Below are 1093 nucleotides of genomic sequence, written 5' to 3' on the forward strand. Positions count from 1 at the left end.
CTTGTATGGATAATATACCCATCTTTTAATTCTATTGTAAAACAAGTTTAGGTAAAGTGAGGCCCAAGCTTTGGCTGCAACCAAAGCCTTTTTATACGGTAGTTCGATGAAGTTCTGGCTCCTCTGTTGAGAGACCGATAACAAGTACGAACGCCGTATAAAACTCCAAGCACTAAACTCGGATAGTCAACTGGGCCTCGAGCCCGAATTAGCAAGGCAGAGTCAGCTTATTATGAATAGCAAAAATAATCAAAATGAAATTAACATCGGTGTCGATACCGGTAAAACACAACTCGACATTTACATTCGTCCCTTAGATATTTATTTCACCGTTACCAACGATGAAAAAGGCATTAGTAAGGCGATTAGAGAGATAAAAAAACACAAGCCAAAACGCATCGTCATTGAAGCAACAGGACGACTTGAGCAAGCCTTTATTATCGCCTGTGCAAAAGAAAAACTACCTTTTGTCATTGCGAATCCAGCTCATGTCAAAAAGTTCGCTGGTGCTATTGGTCAATTAGCCAAAACGGATAAACTAGATGCCAAGTTAATTGCCCATTACAGTGAAGCGATAAAACCAAAATTATCAACGCTAAAGCCGGCTACGTTAAGATTAATGAGTGATTTAATGTCAAGACGTTGTCAGCTTATGGGCATGCGAACCATGGAGAAAAATCGTCTTCAAATTATGCCAAAAGAAATCACTAGCAGTATTAACCCGATACTTACGGTGATAAATAATCAACTGATTAAAATAGATAAAAAGCTACAAAAATTAATTGAAAGTTGTGATGAATATAAAATTAAAAATGACATTATCCAAAGTATTCCAGGTGTCGGTAATGTGGTCGCGTTTAGTCTATTAAGTAACATGCCAGAGCTCGGTTATATCACTAATAAAGAAGCATCTGCGTTAGTGGGTGTTGCGCCAATTAATCGTGAAAGTGGTTCATTCCAAGGCAAGCGAATGATACGTGGTGGGCGACATCAAATACGTACTGCCATGTTCATGTCAATGATGTCGGCCATACAATGTAACCCTGTATTTAAGGCGACTTATCAGCGTTTAGTCGCCGCAGGAAAACCAAAG

At 39.0% G+C, this 1093-nt stretch carries 1 protein-coding gene; it reads left to right on the forward strand.

The window, feature by feature from the left end; genetic code table 11:
- Positions 1-232: 232 nt before the first annotated feature.
- Positions 233-1093: IS110 family transposase (locus ASU03_RS18670; RefSeq protein ID WP_057833260.1), on the forward strand; the 861-nt coding region annotated here is incomplete at its 3' end.

This window comes from Colwellia sp. TT2012 (genome assembly GCF_001440345.1).
Classification (GTDB): domain Bacteria; phylum Pseudomonadota; class Gammaproteobacteria; order Enterobacterales; family Alteromonadaceae; genus Colwellia.